General features: G+C 68.8%; 4 protein-coding genes. 2 read left to right on the forward strand and 2 right to left on the reverse strand.

The features are described from left to right. Both AC1DZ6_RS23065 and AC1DZ6_RS23070 read left to right on the forward strand, forming a co-directional pair. Positions 1 to 153, forward strand: a 153-nt coding sequence (locus tag AC1DZ6_RS23065) for a cold-shock protein (protein ID WP_477099447.1), incomplete at its 5' end; no start/stop codon positions are given. Between the two features lie 80 nt (positions 154 to 233). Then, positions 234 to 983, forward strand: a complete 750-nt coding sequence (locus AC1DZ6_RS23070; RefSeq protein WP_477099444.1) for a GNAT family N-acetyltransferase — start codon at positions 234 to 236, stop codon at positions 981 to 983. A gap of 4 nt (positions 984 to 987) precedes the next feature. Here AC1DZ6_RS23070 and AC1DZ6_RS23075 read toward each other — a convergent pair whose 3' ends face one another. Next, positions 988 to 1,374 (reverse strand): YidH family protein, encoded by a 387-nt coding sequence (locus AC1DZ6_RS23075; protein ID WP_477099445.1) that lies wholly within the window; start codon positions 1,372 to 1,374, stop codon positions 988 to 990. Positions 1,375 to 1,383: 9 nt separating this feature from the next. Beyond that, positions 1,384 to 2,211 carry a hypothetical protein gene (locus tag AC1DZ6_RS23080; protein WP_477099446.1) on the reverse strand — a complete coding sequence of 276 codons (828 nt, stop codon included), beginning with the start codon at positions 2,209 to 2,211 and terminating at the stop codon, positions 1,384 to 1,386. Positions 2,212 to 2,700 lie beyond the last annotated feature (489 nt).

Here is a 2,700-nt window from a genome sequence, read left to right on the forward strand (position 1 = left end):
ATCCAACCCGATGACGGCGGCAAGGACGTGTTCGTCCACATCAGCGCCGTCGAGCGCGCGGGCCTGCGCAGCCTGGACGAGGGCCAGAAGGTCAGCTTCGACACCGCCGAGGAGCGCGGCAAGATCGCGGCGAACAATCTGAAGCCGCTCTAGGCTCCAGAATTTCGCTCGATACGCGAATTTGACGGGCGCCGGTTCGAACGAACCGGCGCCCGTCTGCTATTGATGAGTCGATGACCGTCGATCCTCGCCTTCTCGAAATCGTCGCCGATCGCGCCTGGCCCGCGCGCCAGAGCGGGGCGCTGGGCGGCTGGCGGCTGAACGCTTCGGACGGCTGGTCGCGGCGCATCAACGCCTGCTGGCCGCTGGGCGAGCCCGACCGGCCCATCGACGAGGCCATCGAGGCGGCCGAGGCCTTCTACGCCCATCGCGGCCTGCCGGCCTGTTTCAAGCTGGCCGACGGGGCGGTGGTCCCGACGAACCTGTCCGAACATCTGCGGGCCCGCGGCTACCGGCCGACCCACGGCACCCTGGTGATGGTGGGGGAGGCGACGGGTTTGATCGCGGGGGCCACCGACGTGGCCGTGACCCTGTCCGACGCGCCCGACCCGGCCTTCGAAGCCGTGCTGGCCGCCAGCGCGGGCGGCAACGCCGGCGACGCCCGCGAGCGGCTGGACGCCCTGGGCCGCATCCCCGCGCCGGCCCGCTTCGCGCGGCTGGACCTGGACGGCGAGCTCGCGGCCCTGGGCGCCACGGCGATCGACGGCGAGTGGGCGGGAATCTTCGGCATGCGCACCCTGCCCAGCCATCGCCGCAAGGGGCTGGCCAGCCGGATCCTGGCGACCTTGCTGCACGAGGCCCGGGCGCTGGGCGCCCGGCGCGCCTACCTGCAGGTCGAGGCCGACAACGCGCCGGCCATCGCGCTCTACAGCGGCCTGGGGTTCGTGCCGACCTACGGCTATCGCTATTGGGTGGTCGAATAGCGCTTCAGACCGCGCGCTTGATGATCGCCGCGAACAGGGCGACGCCGGCGACGGCCATCAGCAGCGACATGAACAGCACCGACCGGCCCAGGCGAAAGGGGCCCGCTTTCTGGACATTGCGGATCGTCACCCAGTAGTCGATCACGCCCAGGACCATGGCGGCGGTTCCCATGCCGACCAGGAAGAGGCCGACCTTCTGCGGGCTTTCGGGACGCGCCAGCGCGCCCGCCTTGGCGGCGGTTTCCAGGAACTTGTAGATCGTGAAGCCGAAGCTGAGCATCGACAGCGAGGTTCGCAACCAGGCCATCAACGTGCGGTCCGCCGCCAGCACGGTGCGCACGGCGCCGAGATCGGCGGGCAGGAGGGGACGGGATGCGGGGCGCTCGGTCATGGGCGGTCCCTATTTCGGATAGAGGAAGGTGGCGATGAACCTCAGGCCCCATTCCGGGCCGACTCCGTCCTGGGCCGCGTAGGCCCGCGCGCCGCCGCCCAGCGACACGCGCTGGCCGCCAAACTTGTAAAGGTGGGTGACCGTCAGGTTGATCGGCACGGTCCACCCCTTGGTCTTCCAGTTGTAGCTGCTCTCGGCGTTGATCCCCCAGGTCGTGGCCGTGGGGGTGGTGTAGCTGAGGAAGGGCTGGATGAAGGTCTGGCTGACGTCGGGTCGATCCTGGTCGCCGGCGTCGGCGAAGGACCAGATGTGGTTGGCCAGCACGCCGTAGGTGTAGCCGTGCTGCTGCTTGAGCAGCAGGGCGGTGGGACCCGCGCCCCATTTCTTCGTGCCGAGGTCCGACTCGCCGGTCGGCCACAGGATGGCCGGGCCGATCGCCCAGACCACGCCGTCGTGCTCGGCTTTCGGCGAGAAGAAGAAGCTCTGGGTGACGTCGCTCAAGCCGAACGCGGTGTCGTCGCCGGGATAGGCATGCTCCTTCTTCACGATGGGCACGATCGTGCGGACGATCAGGTTCCAGTCCGGGTTCAGCGAAAACGGGACCACCGGCTGGACGTTCAGGGTGTAGCGGCCGCCGTCCTCGGGGCCGTAGCAGCAGTCGTAGTTCTGCTGCAGCGGGACGCTGATCAGGCTGGAGACCGGGTTGTTCAGCTTCCTGGCCAGCTCGGCGGTGTCGTCCTGGGCGTGAGCCAGGGCGGGGACGAGGCAGCACGCGGCGGCCGAGGCGGCGAGGGGCGCTCGCCATGACAGGTTTGGAGGAAAAGGACGCGAGGGCACGACGAGTTTCCTCCTGGCTCGCGCGAACTATCCGGCGCGGCGCCGGCCGGCGCCATGGAGCGAAGCCCCATCGGCGCGTCGGAAATACCCGGAGGAGGGGGAAGGGGCGAGCTCTCTGCGCGCCGGCAATTATCCTCTCCAGCCGGGAGAGGGTTCAAGGACGTCTACGCTCGGCGTCCAGAGAATAAAGTTACTTGATTTCAACGCCTTAAACTTTCTCGACCCGATCTTGTCCCCACCCTCCAAACCTCCCGTATCCTGATCTCACCTCGACGCGGGGAAAGGGCGCATGGCCAGCGACCGATGCGGCGGCGGGGGGCGATCGAGCGGGGAGCTCTGTCGGCGGTTCTGTCGCGTGAGTTTGGCGGGATCAAACCCCATCCATCTGGTGCCGGCTGGGCGCGGAACACGGATACAGCGTTGGTTGGGGGCCGACTTTGCAGCAGGCGGGCGGACGACGCTCGCGGTCCGGGATCAGGCGCGTTGGCC

Source organism: Caulobacter sp. P1_B12_2, from assembly GCF_056406675.1.

Bases quoted from the DNA above. Each gene is read 5' to 3' on its own strand.
- AC1DZ6_RS23070 (WP_477099444.1), top strand. From the start codon at position 234: ATGACCGTCGATCCTCGCCTTCTCGAAATCGTCGCCGATCGCGCCTGG.
- AC1DZ6_RS23075 (WP_477099445.1), bottom strand. From the start codon at position 1,374: ATGACCGAGCGCCCCGCATCCCGTCCCCTCCTGCCCGCCGATCTCGGC.